Annotated in this window: 22 protein-coding genes; 15 read left to right on the top strand and 7 right to left on the bottom strand. The window is 43.8% G+C overall.

The genetic code is table 11. The annotated features are described in order from the left end of the window. Positions 1–35 precede the first annotated feature (35 nt). From NQ117_RS06735 to NQ117_RS06725, 3 genes are read left to right on the top strand one after another with little or no spacing between them, the layout of a single operon-like run. Complete coding sequence (locus NQ117_RS06735; RefSeq protein WP_375163050.1) at positions 36–1,427, top strand: ammonium transporter; 1,392 nt, start codon at positions 36–38, stop codon at positions 1,425–1,427. Positions 1,428–1,431: 4 nt separating this feature from the next. Continuing rightward, the gene (locus tag NQ117_RS06730) at positions 1,432–2,649 is read left to right on the top strand and encodes a DUF294 nucleotidyltransferase-like domain-containing protein (protein WP_258277208.1); all 1,218 of its coding nucleotides are present in this window, start codon (positions 1,432–1,434) and stop codon (positions 2,647–2,649) included. Next, positions 2,642–3,466: an exonuclease domain-containing protein gene (locus NQ117_RS06725; protein ID WP_258277207.1), complete on the top strand. Its 825-nt coding sequence runs from the start codon at positions 2,642–2,644 to the stop codon at positions 3,464–3,466. Before NQ117_RS06730 ends, NQ117_RS06725 begins: the two co-directional genes overlap by 8 nt. A 13-nt stretch (positions 3,467–3,479) precedes the next feature. Here the strand turns inward: NQ117_RS06725 and NQ117_RS06720 are convergent, their stop codons facing one another. Beyond that, positions 3,480–3,911 carry a M67 family metallopeptidase gene (locus tag NQ117_RS06720; protein ID WP_258277206.1) on the bottom strand — a complete coding sequence of 144 codons (432 nt, stop codon included), beginning with the start codon at positions 3,909–3,911 and terminating at the stop codon, positions 3,480–3,482. Between the two features lie 546 nt (positions 3,912–4,457). Between NQ117_RS06720 and NQ117_RS06715 the strand changes: the two genes are divergently transcribed. Further along, positions 4,458–5,810, top strand: a complete 1,353-nt coding sequence (locus tag NQ117_RS06715; RefSeq protein WP_258278186.1) for a lytic polysaccharide monooxygenase — start codon at positions 4,458–4,460, stop codon at positions 5,808–5,810. Positions 5,811–6,070: 260 nt separating this feature from the next. Next, entirely contained in the window at positions 6,071–6,631 is a 561-nt protein-coding gene (locus NQ117_RS06710; RefSeq protein ID WP_258277205.1) for a TlpA family protein disulfide reductase, read from the top strand. 134 nt (positions 6,632–6,765) lie between these two features. Here NQ117_RS06710 and cimA read toward each other — a convergent pair whose 3' ends face one another. After that, positions 6,766–8,379: a citramalate synthase gene (gene cimA / locus NQ117_RS06705; protein WP_258277204.1), complete on the bottom strand. Its 1,614-nt coding sequence runs from the start codon at positions 8,377–8,379 to the stop codon at positions 6,766–6,768. A 175-nt stretch (positions 8,380–8,554) separates the two neighbouring features. Here cimA and NQ117_RS06700 point away from each other — a divergent pair, with 175 nt between their 5' ends. The 3 genes from NQ117_RS06700 (at position 8,555) to NQ117_RS06690 (ending at position 11,854) form a co-directional block, all read left to right on the top strand. Continuing rightward, a complete protein-coding gene (locus tag NQ117_RS06700; RefSeq protein WP_258277203.1) occupies positions 8,555–9,877 on the top strand; it encodes a DNA polymerase IV in 1,323 nt (440 codons plus the stop codon). A 169-nt stretch (positions 9,878–10,046) separates the two neighbouring features. Continuing rightward, positions 10,047–10,280, top strand: coding sequence for a ferredoxin (locus tag NQ117_RS06695; protein WP_258277202.1), 234 nt, complete (start codon positions 10,047–10,049; stop codon positions 10,278–10,280). A 158-nt stretch (positions 10,281–10,438) separates the two neighbouring features. Continuing rightward, on the top strand, positions 10,439–11,854 hold the full coding sequence (locus tag NQ117_RS06690) for a L,D-transpeptidase (protein ID WP_258277201.1): 1,416 nt from the start codon (positions 10,439–10,441) through the stop codon (positions 11,852–11,854). 71 nt (positions 11,855–11,925) lie between these two features. On the opposite strand, the gene NQ117_RS06685 is transcribed toward NQ117_RS06690, so the two are convergent. Next, on the bottom strand, positions 11,926–12,060 hold the full coding sequence (locus NQ117_RS06685) for a hypothetical protein (protein WP_258277200.1): 135 nt from the start codon (positions 12,058–12,060) through the stop codon (positions 11,926–11,928). A 253-nt stretch (positions 12,061–12,313) separates the two neighbouring features. Between NQ117_RS06685 and NQ117_RS06680 the strand changes: the two genes are divergently transcribed. The 3 genes from NQ117_RS06680 to NQ117_RS06670 all read left to right on the top strand — a co-directional run bounded on the left by NQ117_RS06680 (position 12,314) and on the right by NQ117_RS06670 (position 14,693). Then, the gene (locus NQ117_RS06680) at positions 12,314–13,408 is read left to right on the top strand and encodes a quinone-dependent dihydroorotate dehydrogenase (RefSeq protein WP_258278185.1); all 1,095 of its coding nucleotides are present in this window, start codon (positions 12,314–12,316) and stop codon (positions 13,406–13,408) included. An 80-nt stretch (positions 13,409–13,488) separates the two neighbouring features. Continuing rightward, positions 13,489–14,301 (top strand): GTP diphosphokinase, encoded by an 813-nt coding sequence (gene yjbM / locus NQ117_RS06675; RefSeq protein WP_258277199.1) that lies wholly within the window; start codon positions 13,489–13,491, stop codon positions 14,299–14,301. Next, on the top strand, positions 14,298–14,693 hold the full coding sequence (locus NQ117_RS06670; protein ID WP_258277198.1) for a DUF309 domain-containing protein: 396 nt from the start codon (positions 14,298–14,300) through the stop codon (positions 14,691–14,693). Before yjbM ends, NQ117_RS06670 begins: the two co-directional genes overlap by 4 nt. Before the next feature lie 78 nt (positions 14,694–14,771). Here the strand turns inward: NQ117_RS06670 and NQ117_RS06665 are convergent, their stop codons facing one another. Genes NQ117_RS06665 through NQ117_RS06655 form a run of 3 tightly spaced genes read right to left on the bottom strand, consistent with a single transcriptional unit; the run spans position 14,772 to position 17,983 of the window. Beyond that, the gene (locus NQ117_RS06665) at positions 14,772–15,854 is read right to left on the bottom strand and encodes an efflux RND transporter periplasmic adaptor subunit (RefSeq protein ID WP_258277197.1); all 1,083 of its coding nucleotides are present in this window, start codon (positions 15,852–15,854) and stop codon (positions 14,772–14,774) included. Between the two features lie 33 nt (positions 15,855–15,887). Beyond that, positions 15,888–17,264 carry an ABC transporter permease gene (locus NQ117_RS06660; protein WP_258277196.1) on the bottom strand — a complete coding sequence of 459 codons (1,377 nt, stop codon included), beginning with the start codon at positions 17,262–17,264 and terminating at the stop codon, positions 15,888–15,890. Then, positions 17,261–17,983, bottom strand: a complete 723-nt coding sequence (locus NQ117_RS06655; protein ID WP_258277195.1) for an ABC transporter ATP-binding protein — start codon at positions 17,981–17,983, stop codon at positions 17,261–17,263. The genes NQ117_RS06660 and NQ117_RS06655 overlap by 4 nt, the downstream gene beginning before the upstream one ends. Positions 17,984–18,308: 325 nt before the next feature. On the opposite strand from NQ117_RS06655, the gene NQ117_RS06650 reads away from it, so the two are divergent. From NQ117_RS06650 to NQ117_RS06635, 4 genes are read left to right on the top strand one after another with little or no spacing between them, the layout of a single operon-like run. After that, entirely contained in the window at positions 18,309–18,584 is a 276-nt protein-coding gene (locus tag NQ117_RS06650) for a hypothetical protein (RefSeq protein WP_258277194.1), read from the top strand. Beyond that, positions 18,556–18,891 carry a hypothetical protein gene (locus NQ117_RS06645; protein ID WP_258277193.1) on the top strand — a complete coding sequence of 112 codons (336 nt, stop codon included), beginning with the start codon at positions 18,556–18,558 and terminating at the stop codon, positions 18,889–18,891. Before NQ117_RS06650 ends, NQ117_RS06645 begins: the two co-directional genes overlap by 29 nt. An 8-nt stretch (positions 18,892–18,899) precedes the next feature. Further along, a complete protein-coding gene (locus tag NQ117_RS06640; RefSeq protein WP_375163049.1) occupies positions 18,900–19,637 on the top strand; it encodes a pseudouridine synthase in 738 nt (245 codons plus the stop codon). Positions 19,638–19,667: 30 nt separating this feature from the next. Continuing rightward, positions 19,668–20,471 (top strand): Cof-type HAD-IIB family hydrolase, encoded by an 804-nt coding sequence (locus tag NQ117_RS06635; protein WP_258277191.1) that lies wholly within the window; start codon positions 19,668–19,670, stop codon positions 20,469–20,471. Between the two features lie 72 nt (positions 20,472–20,543). Here the strand turns inward: NQ117_RS06635 and NQ117_RS06630 are convergent, their stop codons facing one another. Continuing rightward, positions 20,544–20,633, bottom strand: coding sequence for a YjcZ family sporulation protein (locus NQ117_RS06630; RefSeq protein WP_258277190.1), 90 nt, complete (start codon positions 20,631–20,633; stop codon positions 20,544–20,546). Positions 20,634–20,706 lie beyond the last annotated feature (73 nt).

The raw sequence follows: 20,706 nt of genomic DNA, 5'->3' as shown, positions 1-20,706 counted from the left end.
CTTTTAATGGCAAGTTGTTAGTAAGTGTGGCATTAATGTGTAGTTTATTTATGGGGATGTCATCGTTAGCATATGCTGCTGAAGAGGTGACTACAGCTCAAGTACACCAAGCTCTAGATGCTGTCTGGATCTTAATTGCAGCGGTGCTTGTTATTATGATGCAAGCTGGCTTCGCCCTTTTGGAGGCAGGATCGTCTCGTATGAAAAATGCAGGGCATGTTGCAGGTAAGACGATTTTAACATTTGGCATATGTGCAATTGCATTTTGGATGTTCGGTTTCGGATTTGGCTTCGGTGAATCGAATGGCTTCTTCGGTACAACAGGTTTCTTCTTCGATGGCAATGAATCGACAGCGGCAGCGCTGTTCAGCTCTTTAGACTTCTCACAAGTTCCTATCACGATTAAATTTTTATTCCAACTTGCATTTGCAGCCATTTCTCTTGCTATTGCCTGTGGTGGTTTTGCAGAACGCGCAAAGCTAAGTGTTTATGTATGGTTCGGTTTGCTCTTCACGATTTTCATTTACCCTGTAGCCGCTCACTGGGTCTGGGGCGGCGGTTGGTTGCATGCATTAGGCATGCAGGATTTTGCGGGTTCGGCAGTCGTTCATATGCAAGGTGCGACAGCGGCTTTAATTGCAACGATTATGCTTAAACCTCGTCTTGGAAAATTTAACGCGGAGGGCAAGCCGACTATCATTCCTGGCCACAATCAAGTGCTGTCTGTACTCGGTGTATTGCTGCTGTGGGTAGGGTGGTTTGGATTTAATCCAGGCAGTACACTTGGCGCAGTTAATAATGGATTTTTCGGATATATCGCAATGACGACCCAACTGGCTGCAGCTGCCGGTGCAGTTGCTGCGCTGATTATTTCGTGGCTTGTATGGGGTAAGGCTGATATACCAAGCATGTTGAATGGAGTGCTGGCAGCGCTTGTTGCGATTACGGGAGCATGTGCATTCGTAGAGCCATGGGCAGCTTTAGTGATAGGTGCAGTAGCAGGTATTATTACCTTTTTCACGGCTCAATGGATTGAACGACTTGGTATTGATGATCCGGTATATGCGTTTTCTGTACATGGAGTGGCTGGTATTTGGGGTGCATTATCGACTGGTTTCTTCGCAGCTCCAGCGCTAGTAGAGAAAGTTGGAGTTGGTAAAGCAGGTTTGCTGTATGGCGGTGGCTGGGATCAGCTGGTTGTGCAAACCGTAGGTATTTTGGGTGTGTTTGCATTCGCTGCTATTTTGTCGTTTGTCATTTTCTTTGTGCTAAAAATAACGATTGGGCTAAGAGTATCTGAGGAAGAAGAGCTTGTAGGATTGGACATGAGCGAACATGGCGTTTACGGTTATCCGGAACAAATGAAAGTATTGAACCAGCATGAACAGCTTTCTCCAGGATCAGATCGCCGTGAAGGGGTGAGTTGATTGCGTGAATCATTCTATAGGAAATAACAGTTGTTCTGCCTATCTAGAGCAGTGGATGCGTGACTTACAAGCGATAGATAGGTATGAGGACTTATCTGACGCAAAGTTAAAAGGATGGAAACACCTTAGAATGCAATGGCTATCTGGCATTGAATTACATTTTAATAAGGAAAGTACAGAAGAAAGTACAGAAATAAAAGACAGCTTGCAGCAAGTGTCGCATTCTTCTTTACATTTACCGAATTCTCCTTTATCTATTGGTGTAAGGTACCAAATCGTAACTGCTTGTTATGATGCGCTTTTTGGGAAGGTTGCTTTATATGTAGAAAAGCAGCTCATGCATATGGGCTATGGTCCGCCTCCAGTTCCATATGCTTTTGTCTTATTTGGGAGTGGGGGGCGCAAGGAGATGCTTCCTTGGAGCGATCAAGATCATGGTCTCATCTGGCAGACTGTTGAGCATGAGTCACAGCACAACGTGGTGGATCAGTATTTCCATATTTGGGGAAATTGTATGGTGAATGCGCTAAAGGAGATCGGGTTTACACCGTGCAGCGGCAAAGTGCTGGCATGTGAAGCAATGTGGCGAGGCTCTCTTGATGATTGGAAAAGGAAAGTAGAACAATGGCTTCACATTGCTGATTGGGAACATACTCGATATTTTTCGATTGCACTTGATATGAGAACCGTGTATGGAGAGGTGCATTTAGAGGGAGAGTGGAGGCAACATGTAAGGCAACTGGGAGTTTCCTCTGACTTCGCCGCAGCTTCCCTATCAGCATTGGTGCGCAATCAGCAGCACCGTAAGCTTGCACACAATGCATTTGGACAATTAATAAAGGAACGAATACATCCTTATGTGGGTCAAGTTGACATGAAATATCGGATATATGTACCTATTGTGCAGCTCGTTCGAACAACTTCATGGATGGTGGATGACGTTGCTCATCCATTATCTACGAAGGAGCGTATGGAAGGTATTTTGTCTACATGGCCAGATGGTGAGGAACGACAGAACATTAGGAAATTATATGCGTACTGGGATGATATTTTGGCAATCAGATGGATGTGTGGGACAGAAGTTCTAGACGGCATGTGGAATGGTACGGGTATGATTGATCCGGATCAATTGCATGAATTGCAGAAGCTGGCCTTGCGCCGAAGTTCTCAGTGTATAGAAAAATGGTCAAAAATATTGAATAGGAGGTGCGAGCGTGGCTGAAGGAGATGAACGTCGGAGTTGGTGGAAGCGGCTAGAACGGTTACAACCTAAAAACACAGGTGCTGAACTAGAGCGCGCACCTTCTGTGCATGCAGTTGTTGAGTCGTGGAAGACAGGTTTATCCGCTTCAAACCTGAAGACAGAAGGAGCTAAAAAAGCTTACGAGCGGGCTCGTCAAAGAGAACGATTGAAGCTGGAATCTAGCGGAGGTGCTCAACGTCTTCATGTGCTTGATATTCCATTGAAGGAGCTTCCTGTTGTTGTGATCGATCTGGAGATGACAGGGTTTGAGCCTCATGCAGATGAGATTGTATCTTTTGGGGCGTGGCGACTGCAAGGAAAGAAATGGGAAGAAGGGGAAGATGCAAATTTTTATCAAATCGTTAATCCGGGCATGCGAATACCACCCGCAACGGAGCGATTACTGCGGATCACCTCAGAAGAGGCTTCACAAGCGATGCCCGTAGCAGAAGGTCTGACAAAGTTTATGGATTTCGTAGGAGAACGAATCGTCATTGCGCACGCAAGTGCGCATGACAAAGCGTTCTTACGTACAGCTTTGTGGCGTTATTATAAAAGTCCGTGGCGCCATCGCATGTTGGATACGATGATGATTGCACGCTGGCTTTATCCGCAGCTTAGGTCTAGTGATTTAGATATGCTGCTGCAACACGTTGGCATCGAAGTAGAGCAGCGTCATCATGCTCTATGGGATGCGCGAGCAACTGCGGAACTGTGGCTGAACTTTATGGAGCAAGCAGAGAAAAGAAGGGTAACGACATTAAGAGAGATGTACATGTATTTAAGTCAGTACTAGTATCCAGCATTCATTAGAAATGTGTGTAATAGCTAAACGATGGTTTAACTATTCCAGATTGAAACGAAACAATTAGCCATCCTGTCCATAATGCTTTCGTGTCCATCCATCCCAACTTGTCTTCAAGGCTAATTGTGGCTGAGGTGTGAGGATGGGAATGTACGAGTATGCGTTCCCACTGTGCCTCTGAATAACGGAATAACAGTGGGATGTATACGGATGGCTCAAGATGAAAGCTGTGTTGTGGATGCTGGTCCGTATTTGGAATAGGTTCGAAAATATGAAAAGCATGCGAACTTGAGTATTTATCGCGGAGCAATATTCCGCATCCTTCATGAGGATAGTTTATACGCAAATGCTCCAGCATGGATTGCACAGCAGATGGCATAATAGATATCGTTTGTATGTTAATCGGTTTCGATTGCACATTCTGGGTACTTGTCATAAAAGTTACGGAGTTCTCCTACTCTACAAGGATATCTATTCATTATAGTCGATCTATTGTAAGTTTTCATAGAATGGTGGGGTGCATCTTAAGTTAAGACATGGGAACTATCTAATATTTTAATAGTAAAAAACAAAAGTAAATCCAAAAAAGAAAGCGTTGTCATTTGGAGGGGGAGTGTGTTAGTATGTACTCATATCCAACATAACCCAGCGAAATACCACTTCCACTTAATCGACCTACGAGGTTCTCCTATCATCATGTGTCTATCATTTAGAACCATCCACATAGATATTCCGCATATTTTTTGAAACAGCGTGCTTTAAATCATACCATTATCAGTTTGTTAATTAATTCTCTTCTCCAAATGTTATATAAAACCCCTGCTATTAAAAGTCCATATTGCGATACGTGAGCGGTATACAAACTACGATATAGACGCTTATTTGCGTTTATATAAATTTCTCTACAAGGAGGGGTGATCGTTAACCTGCTTTCAGTCATGGCTAAGACGAGTCCAAAAATTAAAGGAGGCTGTTGATGATGATGGATCAAAGGTTCAACCAGCACATGTTGTTTTCCAAGTGGCTACTGGTAGGAACGACCGCTATTCTCACAGTAATTTTGGTACTGCTTATGTCTGACAAAGCTTTCGCTCACGGCTATATCGAAGGACCTGCTAGTAGGGGCTATTTGTGCAAAACGGGTCAAAATACGAACTGCGGCCCAATTGTGTACGAACCTCAAAGTTTGGAAGGGCCAAAAGGGTTCCCAGCTGCTGGGCCAGCGGATGGCAAACTTGCAAGTGCTGGTCTTGGTGGATTTGATCAGTTGAACGCTCAATCTTCGACGCGTTGGACAAAGGTAAATATGTCGAGTGGTACGGTAACGTTTAACTGGAAATTGACAGCAGCGCATGCAACAACGAAATGGGAGTACTTTATTACCAAGCCGAATTGGGACCAGAATGCGCCACTGTCTCGTTCTCAATTCGATTTGACGCCTTTCTGCTCTGTTAACTCTGGTGGGGCGCGACCGCCTTTTAATTATTCGGATACTTGCAACGTACCGCAGCGGACAGGTTATCATGTTATTTTGGCAGTATGGACTGTCCATGATACTCCGAATGCATTCTACAATGTCATTGACGCTAATTTCGGCGGGGGATCTAGCGATACAACGCCACCGACATCTCCTTCCTCGTTAGCTGTGACAGGAAAGACATCCAATTCGGTTTCCTTGTCATGGAATGCCGCTACAGACAATGTCGGAGTCAGCCAATACAAGATTCTCAACGGAAGCTCGCTGGTAACAAGCATTTCTAGTTCCAATACGAGCTATACAGTTACAGGTTTAACGCCGAATACAAGTTACACATTCTCAGTCGTTGCTGTGGATGGAGCAGGCAACTCTTCTACGCCTAGCGCTTCTGTTCCAGCCACAACCAATCCAGCTGTCGCAGATACAACACCGCCTTCAGCGCCGAGCAATCTGCATGTGATGGGCTCTCCGACATCTAATTCGGTACCACTGATGTGGTCGGCTTCTACAGATAATGTTGCGGTTACGGCATATAAGGTATACAACGGTACAAATCTTGTAGCCACAGTATCAGGCAATACAACCAGCTATACGGTTACGGGATTAGCAGCATCTACTTCGTATACTTTTACCGTGTATGCTGTGGACGGAGCAGGCAACCAATCGCCAGCCAGCAATTCTGTCTCCGCTACAACGGCTCAGCCTCCTGCAGCTACGCCTTGGGCAGCCAACACATCTTATACAGTAGGTCAGTTGGTGTCCTATAATGGGGCAACCTACGAGTGTCGTCAACCGCACACTTCCTTAGTAGGTTGGGAGCCGACTTCTGTACCAGCGTTATGGAAACTAGTTCCATAACTATAACCACTCGAATACTCGAATGAGAGCAGCTGCTGCAATGAAGTCGATGTTGCGAATATTGTAGATGCTAGGGAAATGTAAGCAATGTCGAACATAGGTGAAAAGTGAGACCTTGCCATGATGTGGCGAGGTCTTTCTAATGTAAAGAATGCTTTCAACATCAATTAATAAAAAAGATGAGCTAGGTCGTATTTTTGTATTATTGGTGAAATAAGGGTACAATATTAATAATACGGTATCTAGAGAGGTTATAGCGGATGATGAGAAAAAGTACATTCATACTGGCTTTGGTGCTCCTCTTAGGCGCGACAGGTATTTGGATAAATATGAAATCAGCAGGCCTTGATCGAGAGGCTTCTGTCGGTCTGCGTCACTCAAAAGAGGCTCCGCTTATTAATTATCAAGCGCCAGCATTTGAATTAAAGTCCATAGATGGTACGCAAACGTATCGAGTAGGCGGGAAAAGAGATAAGCCTGTATTCATTAATTTTTGGGCATCATGGTGCGGTCCTTGCAAGCTGGAAGCTCCTGACCTCGTAAAAATATATGCGAAATATCAAAATCAACTTGATATGTATGCAGTGAATGTAACATCCACAGATAATAGGAAGGACGCCCAATCATTTGTCGATGAATATGGGCTGATTAACCCTATATTAATGGATTTGGACGGTAGCGTGTTTGCTGCCTATAACGGCATGGCATTTCCAACGAATTTGCTTATAGACAAAAGCGGCACCATACGCAAACTTTATATTGGACTTCGACCTGCTAGCCAGATAGAAGCAGATATTGAAGAGCTGTTGAAAGAAAAATAGCGAATATACAAAATGCCCCGAACATTACTGAAACAATTGTCCGGGGCATTTATAATTTCTGTGTATGTTGTAGATTAACGGAAGTTGTTACAGTTACAGTTTCGTATACGGATTAAGACTTACGTTGTAATGGCTTAGTGATTTACGATGCCGAGACTTTCCTTACGTTCATTCGTTTGATGCTGCTTTTCCTTACCATAAAGAGCGTAACGGATACTGTCCACAAGGGCTTCCCAGCTTGCTTCAATTACGTTCTGCGACACACCAACGGTACTCCACGTATGCTTGAAGTCTGTGGATTCGATTAGTACACGGACCTTGGCGGCGGTTGTGTCGCTTTCATCCAGTACGCGAACCTTGTAATCAGTTAGATGCATATCTTCAATGCCAGGATAATGGCGTGATAGGGCTTTGCGTAGGGCATTGTCCAATGCATTGACTGGGCCGTTGCCTTCAGCAGCCATATAAATCGACTCATTATCAATATTTATTTTCACGATCGCCTCGGATACAACGGGTCGATTGTTGGATTTCTCTACTAATATTTTGAATGATTCAAACTGAAACGGTTCTTGTTCATTGCCAATCGCTTGTCGCAGCATAAGCTCTAATGATGCATCTGCTCCCTCGAATTGATAGCCTTCATGCTCTAACTGTTTAATTCGGTCGATGATGGCTTTCGTTGCTGGCTTGCCAGCGTCTAATTCGTAACCAAGCTGCTGTGCCTTAGACAATACGTTGCTCTGACCTGCAAGTTCAGATACGAGTACACGCTGTTTATTGCCGACTAGCTCTGGCTGGATATGCTCATATGTACGCGAATCTTTTAAAATAGCAGAGACATGTATGCCGCCTTTATGTGCGAAGGAGGCATTTCCGACGTACGGCTGATTAACAGGCATATGAACGTTAGCGATTTCACTTATATAACGCGCAACAGACGTCAATTGTTGAAGCTTATCATTTGCGATACAGTCGTAGTCGAGTTTTAGTTGAAGATTTGGTATAATCGAACATAAGTTTGCATTTCCGCAGCGCTCTCCATAACCATTCATTGTACCTTGTACCTGGAGCGCGCCTGCTTGCACGGCTGCCAAGCTGTTCGCGACTGCTAATTCACAATCGTTATGCGTATGTATGCCGATCTTCACTTGAGTACCTTCTACAGCAGCACTAACGATTTGATGAATCTCATGGGGGAGCGTCCCGCCATTCGTATCACAAAGAACAACCCAATCGGCTCCAGCATTTGCAGCTGTACGTAGCACTTGCAAGGCGTATTCGCTGTTGTGCTTAAAGCCATCGAAGAAATGCTCAGCATCAAGCATCACTTCTAATTGATGCTGCTTCAAGTATGCAATAGAGTCGGCAATCATCGCCAAATTTTCCTCTAATGAGGTTTGCAATGCGGTATGCACATGGAAATCCCATGCCTTACCGACAAGTGTTGCTGCAGGAACTTGGGCTTCGATAATACGATTCAAATTCGCATCTTGATCGGCAATGGAATCTTTGCGTCGCGTGCTTCCAAATGCGACAAAGCGTGCGTTCCAAGAGTAGGATTTGATTCTTCTGAAAAATTCGATATCTTTGCTGTTGGAGCCCGGAATGCCGCCTTCAATATAATGAACGCCAAGGGAATCGAGCCGCCTGGCGATCTTAAATTTGTCTTCAGCTGATAGACTAATGCCTTCTCCTTGTGTACCGTCACGTAAGGTCGTATCGAATATTGCAATCGACTTTTTCATGATAGTTCCTCCTCCAGATCGTTTCAGGATGAATCTGGTATTATTTTTTTTCTAATTATAGCATTGCGTTTGTATTTGTATAGCAGTATTTTCCTGCGTTACCCGATTAATGTTCAAAAGAACAATTGGGAGTACAAAAGGACCTAGTCTTTTGTAAAAGAGAGGAAGGTATAAGATGAACGAGAGCACTTCCAATGAAGATATACATCGTTACTACCCGACAAAGGGGAAAGTCATTCTTCATTTGGACATGAACGCTTTCTACTGTTCTGTACATGCAGCTGAGGATCCGGATACGTATCAAAATAAGGCAACCGCTGTAGCGGGCAGCATTGAGCAGCGTAAAGGGATTATTGTAACTTGTTCCTATGCAGCTAGACGTTACGGGATTCGCACAGGTATGCGTGTTCGTGAAGCTCAGAAAATATGCCCGTCTCTTATGATTATTAAGCCAGACTTTCATTTATATCGTAAATATTCACGTGCTTTTCTAAATATAGCGGGTTCCTATACGCCATTAGTTGAAGCCGTATCTATTGATGAATGCTACCTTGATATAACGGGATCAAAGTCGTTCGGAACTCCGTTGCAAATTGCTGAAGAGCTGCAGATGCGCATTCGTGAGGAATTAGGCATTCCTTGCTCAATCGGTGTTGCACCGAATAAATTGTTGGCTAAAATGGCATCCGATATGAAAAAGCCGAATGGCATTACGGTTCTGAGAATACGTGATGTGCCAGATAAGCTGTGGCATCGTCCATGCCAAGAGCTGTTTGGCATCGGTCGCAAAACAGCAGAGAAGCTGCGCCGCCTTGGCATTCATACGATTGGAGAGCTTGCCCGGACAGATGCGCAGCGTTTGGAGAACCATTTCGGCGTACTTGGAATAGGAATGAAGCAAGCGGCGAATGGGGTTGATCATGGCGAAGTCCGAGCTGAGAGAGAAGCAAGCAAATCTATTGGTCATACGACTACTTTGCCGCAAGATATTGAGTCAGATGGTGATATACGTCGAGTGCTGTTAAACTTGGCCGATCAAGTGGCTCGTCGAATGCGCAAGCAGCAAATGATGGCGCAGACGGTGCAGTTAACATTGCGAACTCCAGATATGAAGACGTTTACGCGTTCGTTAACGATGGATACGCCGACAGATGATGCTCAACATTTGTTGGAAGCTTCGTGGAAACTATATGAGCGTCATTGGCAAGGTCGCGGGCCATTGCGGTTGTTGGGAATTACAGGGCAGAATCTAGTTCCTAAGGAAGAGGCGGTTGTGCAGCTTGATTTATTCGCCTACGAACAACAGCCGAAACGCGACAAACTGAATGAGACGGTAGACGGCTTGCGTAATAAATATGGTGAAAATGCAGTCGTCATGCTGGGAATGTTAGGAGATGATCCTTCCGCCCTGATCCGTAATCATCGTGTAAGGGGGACTTCTTTGCAGACGGATTTTTTGCGGGAGTATGAGAAACGGGATGGTGAGGATTGGAAATAGAAGTGTGATATCAGTTTTGGACATAATAGTTTATACAAAATTAGCTGTAAATGCTATCTAGAATTATTATAAAAAACATGGAAATCGTTTGAACTTGAGACTTGTTTGTATTATATTGAATACGGAGGAATCAAGACGATCTGACTTGAATACCAGGAGGGAACTACCAATGGGAAAATATACTTGGGTTGATAAAGACACGTGCATCGCTTGTGGTGCTTGCGGAGCGACAGCTCCTGACGTATACGACTACGATGATGAAGGTCTAGCAGAAACAATTTATGATGGAGACGGCAACATGGGTGTGAAGGCAATTCCTGAAGACCTATTTGATGATATGCAAGATGCTTGCGATGGCTGCCCAACAGACTCCATCAAGATTGCTGATGCGCCATTCAACTAAGTTATATAGAGATTATAAAGAGAATACAACCAACCAACCAAATCCTCGCCTCGGCGGGGATTTTTAACTATATACCTATTTTCATATGAAGAATACTGGCGAATTGGTCATCAATTGCCGATATAGGAAATATAGAGGTAGGGGGAGTTGAAGACATAATGAATGATCGGCTTGATGAATGGACGGAGCAAGACGAAGCCTACATGAAGAAGTATGTACAATCTCATCCTGATAACCGAATGGCATGGTATTTACTTGGAAAGCAATATGAAAAAGACGGTCAGCTGCGTAAAGCTAGCTATTGTTATAATCAAGCAGGAGACATATATAAAGCTTTTGAAAATGAGCCCTTGCCAATAGAGCGTTTTCAGGAAGAACAAATGTTGATGATGCAAGCCGTACAGAAGCGAATGAGAAAGCGTAATCGAATCAAGCAAGGAATGAGAGTGTTAGCATCTCTTCTTCTTATTTTATTATTTGGAGCTATGTTAGCAGGTGAAGATGCGATGGCACCAACTTCTAAGCCCTCGGATAAACAATCCGAAGGTAAAGATGCAGAATCAGAAAAGGAAACGAAGTTGCCTGCACCTGGACTTGGAACGGTTGTTTATGTGGAAAAGACGAGTTCAGCTCAGAGTGATCGCCAATTGAGACAAGCTGTCGTTAAGGCAACGAAACAGAATACGTCTTCCACGCTTGTTACCTTGCAAAAGCATGGACGATGGAGTATTTGGACAACTCAACCTCAGGTATGGGCTATCGTTAAAAGTAAAGCACAAAGTGAAAGTAGAAGCAGCCAAACGTATTTCCCAGGGGTGGCAGAATGCGATTGTGAGCCAGAACGTTTGCAAGCAGCGAAGGAAGCTGCTGTATGGGCGAGTGCTGCTGAACAGCGTTTAATGGCGATGTCTACACATGCTGCTGTGCTGGAACAAGGGAAGCTGCCACCAGCATCGGTCGGCGAGTTAGCGAAAGGCTATCCTCGCAATGTGGTTTCAGGAATACATCCAGAATGGTCGGGGATATACAAAGATGTACATAAGAAACTTACACCCGTGAAAAATGTACCAAAGACAAAGCGTATACTGGACAAGCAGTGGGTGACAGGAGAAGCAGAACCTTTCAAAGAGCCGCTGCGCATTATTATTGATAAAAAGACACATCGATTGGCTGTCGTAAGTGGTTCCATTATATTGCGCAATTACAAAGTAGGATTAGGCGGTGAGCGTACACCGGAAGGTTCATTCGTTATATCTGAGAAAGTAGTTAATCCGAATGGCACTTCTACAGGGGCATATGGCAGCCGTGGAATGGCTTTGTCGAATACACAGTACGCCATCCATGGGACAAATGATCTCGATTCAATTGGTCAGGATGAGTCGCTTGGTTGTATCCGTTTGTCAAATGCAGACGTGGAGGAGTTGTTCGATATGGTCGCGATGGGAACGAAAGTAACCATTACATCAGGTCATTTGCCTGATGTTACGGTTGTTCCAGCAGATGACGAGCGTTACCGTGTACCACTAACGCCAGGGCAAGAAAATCCGAATAAAATTTACAAGTGGTTGGATTAATTTTTCCAAGATAAAAAAGTAAGGTCTGCTCTGTGGAAGGAGCAGACCTTTTTGTTATGAAATGTTGTTTATTACTTCAGTAAAATAAACACGCTTAGTAGAACGGTAAGAAAAAGCAATGAACTCCCAACAATGTAGATTGCTTTGCGGTTTACCTGTGCCTCTTGTTTTGTTTTTCGCATTGGCGGCATTCGCTTCGCGCTCATAAAGTCATCACCTTTCGTATGTATTCTTAATTTAATTGTAATCGCTTACTATCTAGTTGGCTAGAGTGATAATAAAATTTTGGGGCTCTTTTCATTTTGGTTGAAAATCAGTAAAATATGATAGGATATATACGCGAATTTATAGAAGATTAAGCGTATTTTCGAGACCGAAACCCGTTTTTATGTTAGAATAGATAACATAAAAAATATAAGAGCTGTTTTTTAATGAAGAGCGAAGAACGGAGTGGAACGATTGATATACCGCAGCATTGGCAAACCGATATTTTTTCGAATGGATCCAGAACGTGCACACCACCTCGTCATCGGAGGGCTTGCAGGAGCTAGTAAAGTTCCTGGTATGAAGCCGCTGATGCGTTCGATATATGGGGTAAAAGAAGATCCAGCACTTGCGACCGATTTGTTTGGCTTTCATTTTCATTCGCCAATCGGACTCGCTGCAGGGTTAGACAAAAATGCCGCCGCTGTGGAAGGCTTCTCCTCCATTGGATTAGGATTTATGGAAGTAGGAACCGTTACTCCTGTCGGTCAGCCAGGCAATGAGCAGCCTCGCATGTTCCGACTCCCTCCAGATGAAGCACTTATCAATCGCATGGGATTCAATAATGAAGGCGCAGATCAAATGCTGCACCGTCTTACAAGTGTTAAGGAACGACGTATTCCTGTATGGGTGAACATTGGCAAAAATAAAGAAACGCCGAATGAACAGGCCGAGCAGGACTATTTGGCATGTATACGTAAGCTTTATGATGTAGCAGACTTATTCGTGGTGAACATCAGTTCTCCGAATACGCCTAATTTGCGTAATTTACAGCATGGTGATGAGCTGCGATCTTTGTTGAATGCAGTTGTAGCAGAAATGCAGACACTAAATGCTAAGAATCAGAAAAATAAAGCAATCTTAGTTAAAATAGCACCAGATGTAACTGATGAAGATTTGATCCATATGACAGAGACAATAGTGCAAAGCGGAGTCTCGGGCATTATTGCAACGAACACGACGTTGTCACGGGCAGGGACGAATCATCCGAATCGTATGGAAGCAGGCGGCTTGAGCGGCAAGCCATTGACTGAGCATTCTACAGAAATTATTCGTAAAGTATACCGCCATACGGGCGGACGCATTCCGATAATTGGTTCAGGCGGTGTATTTACAGCTGAGGATGCATATGCAAAAATATGTGCGGGTGCAAGCTTAGTGGAAGTGTATACAGGGCTTATTTATCGCGGTCCGGGCATTAGCCGTGAGATAACGACGGGATTAAAAGCCTTACTGAAGCGAGATGGCTACCGACACATATCTGAGGCAGTTGGCCGAGATCATAAATAATAACTTATAACAAAGTCAGACAACGTTAACATACCTAACCGCATACAATGAAAGATGGGAACGGACAGGAGGCGTTCGTTATGGACGGAAGAGATTGGAAGAAGTTTTTACTGCCTTATGAACAAGCTGTTGAAGAATTGAAAGTTAAATTCAAAACGATGCGCAGCGAGTTGAAGAAGCGTGAGGAATATGCTCCGATAGAATTTGTTACGGGACGCATTAAGCGAATTTCCAGTATTTTGGAGAAAGCGAAGCGATTATCGATAGATATGGATGACATCGAACGTGGTATTGAGGATATTGCAGGGATTCGTATCATGTGTCAGTTCGTAGAAGATATTCATTCGCTGGCAGAGCTGATCCGTCATCGTAAGGATATGACTGTTCTATACGAAAAGGATTACGTAACGAACTTTAAGGAAAGTGGCTACCGCAGCTTTCATATGATCGTAGAATATCCGGTACAGACAGCGTTGGGTTATAAGCATGTACTGGCTGAAATTCAGATACGTACGTTGGCGATGAACTTCTGGGCCACGATTGAGCATTCATTGAATTACAAATATCGGGACAGTTTGCCTGATGAAGTGCGAGAGCGTTTGAAAAAGTCTGCGGAAGCTGCTTTTATTCTCGATAATGAGATGTCCAGCATACGTCAAGAAATATTGGATGCTCAAAAGAACTTCGAAGATGATGCGAAACTCATCCAAAAGTGTTTGACACTAATTCAAGATTTGTACTTCTATCATCGCATTAGTGAAGCTATAGCATTCCAAAGCCGATTTAACAATCTATGGCTGGATCGTGATCTAACGGGTTTCAAACAATTAGAAGAAGAGCTTGGTCTTTTAATTAAAGAATGTAAGAAAAAGAGCGGCGAATCAGAAGGATGAGAACGTCCTATGATCGATTGTTCGTCCAATTTCTAAAGCTGTTCAATGAACAACGTGATTACTATGCTTGCCATGATGTGATGGAGGAGCTGTGGCTGGAAGAGGGCCGGAAACCATTTTATCAAGGTTTGCTGCAAGTGGCAGTAGGGCTGCATCATTGGCATCATCATAATGTTGCAGGAGCGATTAAACTATGGGAAGCTGCTTTACATAAATTAGCTTTATATCCTGACCTTTGCATGGGCATTGAGCTTGGCGTTGTAAGAGCCGAGACAGCTTTGTTGCTAGCACTCGTGTCTAGTGAAGAAGGAGCTCAAGCTGAGCCAAGGGATATAACCATCCCTATAACGGATGTTGAATTGATGAAGCTTGTTAGTTTGGATGAACAATAACAAAAGCAGTCCAACCCATTTACTAGGGGAGGACTGCTTTTGTTTGTTTCATATTGTATGAAGGTAAATGAACATGAATTATTGCAGCGTAACTTGATCTCCAGGCTTCAGTCCTTCTAGCACTTCGGTCTTGTCTGCCGTTTCCAAACCTACTGTTATGTTTTGACGCTTCACTGTACCGTTAGCAGCTTTGAGCATCACATATGAGCCTTCGTTGTCTTTCATAATTGCAAGCGTAGGTACAACAATCGTGCTGTCCTTGCGTTCTATCTCCACTTTACCGTTTAAGCTAAGGCCTGCAATCAAGTTTGGATTTTTCGCTAGGCTTACAATGACTTCGAATTGGGCGGGGGATACAACCGTACCATCTGCCCCTGTTTTAGCGAATTTAGATACTTTTACGACATCACCATTCAATTTAATATCTTTATGCGCCGTTAGCTCCACTTCTACGGACATGCCTGGCTTAAGCGAGAAGATATCTTGCTCTCCGACATAGGTAACAAGCTGAAGTTGATTCACATCTACAATTTTGCCTACACGCATATTTTCCTGTACTTGCTGCGGTAGCTTTGCCGCATCATCATACAGGAAAATGCCTGATACGGGGGATATATAATGAGATTGAGCTATTTTGGATTTCTTCTCTGCAATCTCTTTTTGTTGAACCGTACGTGTAAGGGAATTGATCTCTTTCTGTACACGCTCCGTTTCTTTTTGAACATAGTGCTGCTTAGAGCTTTCTTCCGTCAATGGAGAGCCCTGTTCGTTTGTTGCAAACTCACCTTTGAACTTAGATAGCTGTTCCTCAAGATTTTGTTTTTTTATTTCGGTTTCTGCTCTTGCAATCTCTTGTTGGATAGCGATTGGATCTAGCTGGAACAAGGTGTCACCGCGTTTCACTTGCTGTCCGTCCGTGACGTTCCATTTGTTTACTTTTCCATTGAAAGGTGCGTAGACGATCGTTTCACTGACATAGGATGACTTACCTGTTATCGCGATTGTTTTCACTAATGTTTCCTGCGTAACGGGGAAGGTAAGCTCTTGAGATGCTGAATCTAATGGCATCGTTTTAGGCTGAGAAAATGAATACAGACCATAGCTAATACCGCCTAACAAGCCGAGAATAATCGTCCACTTGATTATTTTTTTTATTTTCATATTGGGAGTGCTCCTCTTCTAAATTTACATATACTAATCACGGCGAATTGCTGTCAAAGCATCAGTACGGGACGCGTTGATTGCGGGGTATAGTCCGGCCAGTATTCCCGTAATAATCGCGAAGAACATACCCATAGGTATAATCCAAGGCGCGATAAATAAGATCTCGGCAGCTTCAGCGCCGCTTGCTAGTACAAGGCCGTTAATTCCCCATATAATCCAATGAGAGAGGATTACCCCCATAATTCCGCCTAGTAGACCAATTAACGTAGCTTCTACGATGAACATATTACGAATTTGGCTCAAGTTAGCACCGAGTACCTTCATAATTCCGATTTGGCGTCTTCGCTGGTGGGTGGACATCGTCATGGCTACAACAATCGAAATGGATGCAATGAATAGAACGAATAAGCCGATACCAAGTGCGATCGTGCGCACCATAGCAAATTGTTTTTCAAGACGTTCTTTTTGCTCTAAATTGTTCATCGCATTCAGACGCAGCTGCTTAATTTTGTTTTCAACTTGCAGTATGTTTTCTTGGCTATCTACTTTTACCGTTACTAATGGATAATGCTCTACGGTTGCAGATACCATATTCGTAGATGAATCCGGTTCAATGGGTCTAAATCCTGGTTGTTTGCGCAACCATTCTGCTGTTTCTAAAGATACATACATCACTTTCTGGTTCATTGCCATATTATCGGTTTGGCTATCTGGTTTCTTCAGTACGCCTGTCACACGAAGTGCGGGTGAAAGAATTTCCCGGCCCGATTGTTGGTCATGTTGAACAAATTGAATAGACTGTTGATACAAGTTCGCTGGCAGGCGATCTAAATTTTCAAGCTGTTTGTATACTTCATCATCATATGGATTTTGACGAAGCTTATCGTAGAGTGCATTTCTTGCTTTTTCATCCACGTAGCCGAATGTTGCACCAAAGTTGGCAATTACAGTTTGAGGCAAATCCGAGATAGTTCCCAAACGCATGTGATGACCAAATGCTTGCAAACTATTCAGATCAGTAGCGATCACTTGCGTATAAGAACTTGTTCCGTTCGATAGCTTTGTTTGGAACCCGCCAATCTCCTCCATTGGAGCTGCAGCTAGAACATGCGGGAATGTGCGAATGAGTTCAAGTTTCTGTGAAGTAAGAAGGGAACCTTCATCCATTTCAGGTTTTGCGGATGGATCACCAGATTGTCCCGCACTTTTTGCGGAGACGGTAATCTCATCAAGTTTGAACCAGCGGCTCATCTGCATTTCTGAATATTTGGCAGCGGATTCTCCGATACTCATCGCTACGACGATAGCGGCACAGCCGATTGAAATGCCAAGTGCACATAGAATAGTTACAACCTTGCGCCTGCGAAGCTGGTCAAAAGAAATGCGAATATAATCACCAAACCTCATGTATGTACGCCTCCCATACTTGAGCCAGTTACTTGAGCATTGGTTGTTACTGCGTCTTCGATAAGTCGGCCGTCTTTAAGGGTCAGTACGCGTTCTGTATGCTCCGCAACTTCTCGTTCGTGGGTAACGATAACGAAGGTTGTGTTCATCTTCTTATTGAGTTGTTTCAGGATAGAAATAACTTCATCCTCTGTCTTTGTATCCAGATTCCCTGTAGGCTCGTCCGCAAAAATAACAGACGGTTCTGTAATAAGCGAGCGTGCGATACTTACGCGCTGCTGTTGACCACCTGAAAGTTGGGAGACGAACATGTTTCCTTTGTCAGGCAAACCGACTTGTTCGAGCAAATGTTGGGCTTTCTCGCGTCTTTTACGAGGGGAAATACCTTGGAAAACGAATGGGAGTTCAACATTTTCGATAACGGTTAAGTTAGGAATGAGTTCATAGGCTTGAAAAATAAATCCGATATGTTCTCTGCGAAATTCTGCTAGTTGATTTTCATTCATCTTTACGATGTCGTGCCCGTTTATGTATATATTTCCTTCCGTAGGCTTCATAAGGCCTGCCATTAAATTTAGCAGTGTGGATTTGCCTGATCCCGAACTGCCTAGCAGTGCGACCATACTGCCTTTCTTAACTTGAAAGTCGATCTGCTGCAAAACTGGGGTTATCTCATTTCCATTGTGAAAGGAGTGTGACAATTGTTCGATATGTAGCATTGGGGCATTACCTCCTTTATTTGAGTCTTAATGTATTGTTCATCTTGTTGTTGTGTCATGAGTATGACCAATGCCTTTCTATTAACTAAATCATCATATCAACTTATGAACGGGCTTGCGAGCGTAAATATCGTGAAATTAGCTAATGTGACAAAAATGAAAGATTAAAAATAGAAAGATCTACGAATAAGACAACTTTCGACAACGTTCACCCTTCATTCCTTTCAAAAAAATAGCCAGACGTGATATGCTATTTAGAGGTGTTGTGTGTTGTTGGGGATGTTGCATATTGCTATATGCAATGGCTAGCTGAAAAGATGACAAAATGAAGGCGATACCTCAATTGTTTATTGAACAGATGCAAAATCGACTTGGTGAGGAGTGGGAGTCTTTTTTGCAGAGCTATCATATATCGCCTTATGCAGGTTTCTATTATATTCAGGAGCCGAGTGCGATGGCACCAGTTGAGCTAGTGGAGCCGAACGATACGCCTGTGGCCCCACCGAGTAAACGGCGAGGGTCATTATGTTGCGGTACTGGAACGAGAAGGGGAGCGACCAGCCCGTTCTATCGTGAGCTTGCACCAACTGGCAGTAGATGAAGATGCAGTTCGTAAACCATCTCATGTCTTCAGTCGTCCCAAGCAAAAGGGCAAAGGGAAACAGACTCATCAATCAGATTCCCGCAAAGATCAGATGGTAAGACTACCGAAAGGCCTACGCCGTCCAGAGCAAGAATATATCGATACGTATGGAGTATGGAGCAAGCAGCAGCTAGCGAATAACAGGTATGAGCTAAATGTGTGTATTGGTAGTTACGCCTATGATTGTCCGCTTGGCTTCGGCAAATGGGTGGATGGTATGTTGAAGAAAAATGAATATCCAGCTGTGTGGAGGTGGACAACCTAATGGCAAAAATGAGATTGGACAAGCTGCTCGGACATATGGGCTTCGGCTCTCGAACAGAGATTAAAAGATGGGCTAAGGCGGGTCTTATTATGGTCAATGGGGCTGCTGTTAAAGACAGCGGCAAGCAAGTGGATCCTGATACAGACGATGTGCAATTTGATGGGGAAAAAGTGCAGTATCGAGAGTACGTCTATATTATGCTGCATAAGCCGCCAGGGGTTATTTCCGCGACAGAAGATCGTCGTGAGCGAACGGTGATCGATTTGTTGCCTGACGGGTTACTTTGCTTCGAGCCATTCCCTGTGGGAAGACTTGATAAAGATACAGAAGGATTACTTTTGCTTACGAATGATGGCAAGTTGGCACACGAACTTCTAGCTCCGCGCAAGCATGTGCCTAAGACATACTTTGCTCATGTCAAAGGGGATGTAACCGAAGAGGATGTAGAAGCAATGGCTATCGGTGTAACATTGGATGACGGTTATGTAACGAAGCCAGCGCAGCTAGTCATTAAGAGCAAGGATTCGCTTCCAACGGAAGAAGAAGTCATTAGCCACATTGAACTGACGATTACCGAAGGTAAATTCCATCAGGTAAAGCGCATGTTTGAGTCAGTAGGCAAGCAAGTTGTATACTTAAAACGATTAACGATGGGCCCTTTACAGCTCGATTCTGAGCTGCCAATCGGTCAATGGCGGGAACTGCGTGAGGACGAGCTTGCCTCGTTGCAGCAAGCTACTTCTTAGTTTTAATACAGCGAGATGGAGGTTCACAGCATGAAAAACATTAAAATGATTGCCCTTGATATGGATGGAACGTTGCTCCATGATGATCATTCTTTATCTGAAGTAAATGCAAATACGATTCGCGAAGTCGCTGCTCAAGGCGTGGAGATCGTATTATGTACGGGGAGAAGCCCTGTAAGTACGCTGCCTTATTTGGACAAGTTGGGCCTAGAAGGTGTTGTCATCACTCATAATGGAGCAGCTACAGTAGCTTCTAAAGATAAAAGTATGCTTCATCAATTTGAGCTGAGCCAAATGGATCTGGAGCCTTACTTGACATACTGCAATGAAGAAAAGGTACATTATGATATCAATACAGCCTTTGATCTCTATGTGAACCAAGTGGATCTGCTGTCTGCAGATTGGTTGGATACGTATAAGCAATTTCTAATTGAACCGAAAAATTTCCCGGGTTGGGACAATCTATTAAGCCCTGTCTTGAAGCTAACGATGAGCGGCTATAAAGAAGATATGGATCGTGTTGAGCAGGCGTTGAGCTTATGGGATCATCAGGTTCAATTCATTCGGTCTGGTGAGTTCTTTATCGATATTATGCATAAGGAAGCAACGAAGGGTAACGCATTGAAGCAATTGACACAGCTGCGAGGCATCTCAAACGAGAATGTAATGGCTGTCGGCAATTATTATAATGACATGACCATGATTCAATTTGCTGGCATTGGCGTTGCTATGGACAACTCTCCAATCGATGTCAAGGCAGCGGCAGATGAAGTAACGTTATCGAATAACGATGATGGAGTACATGCAGTACTGACAAAATACTTCTTATCCTAGCAGTCTCATATTTGGACGTCAAAAAAGGAGGGGAGCAGTCCCCTCTTTTTTGTGTTGCCATCGTTCGCGGCATCAGCAAGTTAAAGCACGAGAGATGATGACCAACAAGATGAACAATACCAAAACAATACCTATCGAATTGTGTCCTCCTACTGCGCCCATCTTCTCATTCCTCCTCTACCCTTGTAGTTAGCTCTACCGAAGGGGGTACAGGGTTCCGTGCAGATATATTGAT

The sequence above is a fragment of the Paenibacillus sp. SC116 genome, from assembly GCF_024733555.1.
Taxonomy (GTDB): Bacteria; Bacillota; Bacilli; order Paenibacillales; family Paenibacillaceae; genus Paenibacillus_B.
This window is presented reverse-complemented; position numbering and strand designations above follow the sequence as displayed.

Bases quoted from the DNA above. Each gene is read 5' to 3' on its own strand.
- NQ117_RS06735 (WP_375163050.1), top strand. From the start codon at position 36: ATGTGTAGTTTATTTATGGGGATGTCATCGTTAGCATATGCTGCTGAA.
- NQ117_RS06720 (WP_258277206.1), bottom strand. From the start codon at position 3,911: ATGACAAGTACCCAGAATGTGCAATCGAAACCGATTAACATACAAACG.
- NQ117_RS06715 (WP_258278186.1), top strand. From the start codon at position 4,458: ATGGATCAAAGGTTCAACCAGCACATGTTGTTTTCCAAGTGGCTACTG.
- NQ117_RS06710 (WP_258277205.1), top strand. From the start codon at position 6,071: ATGATGAGAAAAAGTACATTCATACTGGCTTTGGTGCTCCTCTTAGGC.
- cimA (WP_258277204.1), bottom strand. From the start codon at position 8,379: ATGAAAAAGTCGATTGCAATATTCGATACGACCTTACGTGACGGTACA.
- NQ117_RS06700 (WP_258277203.1), top strand. From the start codon at position 8,555: ATGAACGAGAGCACTTCCAATGAAGATATACATCGTTACTACCCGACA.
- NQ117_RS06695 (WP_258277202.1), top strand. From the start codon at position 10,047: ATGGGAAAATATACTTGGGTTGATAAAGACACGTGCATCGCTTGTGGT.
- NQ117_RS06690 (WP_258277201.1), top strand. From the start codon at position 10,439: ATGAATGATCGGCTTGATGAATGGACGGAGCAAGACGAAGCCTACATG.
- NQ117_RS06685 (WP_258277200.1), bottom strand. From the start codon at position 12,060: ATGAGCGCGAAGCGAATGCCGCCAATGCGAAAAACAAAACAAGAGGCA.
- yjbM (WP_258277199.1), top strand. From the start codon at position 13,489: ATGGACGGAAGAGATTGGAAGAAGTTTTTACTGCCTTATGAACAAGCT.
- NQ117_RS06670 (WP_258277198.1), top strand. From the start codon at position 14,298: ATGAGAACGTCCTATGATCGATTGTTCGTCCAATTTCTAAAGCTGTTC.
- NQ117_RS06665 (WP_258277197.1), bottom strand. From the start codon at position 15,854: ATGAAAATAAAAAAAATAATCAAGTGGACGATTATTCTCGGCTTGTTA.
- NQ117_RS06660 (WP_258277196.1), bottom strand. From the start codon at position 17,264: ATGAGGTTTGGTGATTATATTCGCATTTCTTTTGACCAGCTTCGCAGG.
- NQ117_RS06655 (WP_258277195.1), bottom strand. From the start codon at position 17,983: ATGCTACATATCGAACAATTGTCACACTCCTTTCACAATGGAAATGAG.
- NQ117_RS06650 (WP_258277194.1), top strand. From the start codon at position 18,309: ATGAAGGCGATACCTCAATTGTTTATTGAACAGATGCAAAATCGACTT.
- NQ117_RS06640 (WP_375163049.1), top strand. From the start codon at position 18,900: ATGAGATTGGACAAGCTGCTCGGACATATGGGCTTCGGCTCTCGAACA.
- NQ117_RS06635 (WP_258277191.1), top strand. From the start codon at position 19,668: ATGAAAAACATTAAAATGATTGCCCTTGATATGGATGGAACGTTGCTC.
- NQ117_RS06630 (WP_258277190.1), bottom strand. From the start codon at position 20,633: ATGGGCGCAGTAGGAGGACACAATTCGATAGGTATTGTTTTGGTATTG.